The organism is Facklamia sp. P12950 (assembly GCF_050409465.1).
Taxonomy (GTDB): Bacteria; Bacillota; Bacilli; order Lactobacillales; family Aerococcaceae; genus Facklamia.
The window spans coordinates 1-515 of the sequence record NZ_JBNUPK010000038.1; the positions used below are offsets into that span (position 1 = coordinate 1).

At 57.1% G+C, this 515-nt stretch carries 1 pseudogene; it reads left to right on the forward strand.

The annotated features are described in order from the left end of the window. Positions 1–42: 42 nt before the first annotated feature. Positions 43–515, forward strand: a pseudogene (locus ACQV2Q_RS08945) (hypothetical protein); the annotation flags it as partial.

Consider the following 515-nt stretch of genomic DNA (forward strand, 5'->3'; position numbering starts at 1 on the left):
GCTTTTCAGAAAGCCCATATCGGCTTTTCCCTGACCGCCTCCATGTTCGGCACGATGCTGTGCCTGATCCATTTGCGCTCGGCGGCGTTGATCCTCTCCGCGATCGTGGGAACCTCCTTTGTCGCCTTCTTCACCACAACCGGAATTCACACGCTCGTCGCGATGGCGAGCAACTTCCTTTTCGTCACGGTGAATATCGTCATCGTCGTCATGTTTCAAAGCCGTGATTTCGCCCGGCTGATCGATGCCCGAACGGAGGCCCGCGCCAAGCACGAGGCACAAAGCCGGCTGCTGAGCATGATCGATGATATGCCGGTCGCCGTGATGACGGTCGATCCGGCAACGCTCAACATCACCTATGCCAACGAGACTTCAAAGGAACTGATCCGCAAGATCGAGCACCTGTTGCCGATCGAGGCCGACAATCTGGTTGGCACCTGCATTGACGTTTTCCATAGAAACCCGCAACACCAGCGCCGAATCCTGGCCGACCCGAAAAACCTGCCGCACAATGC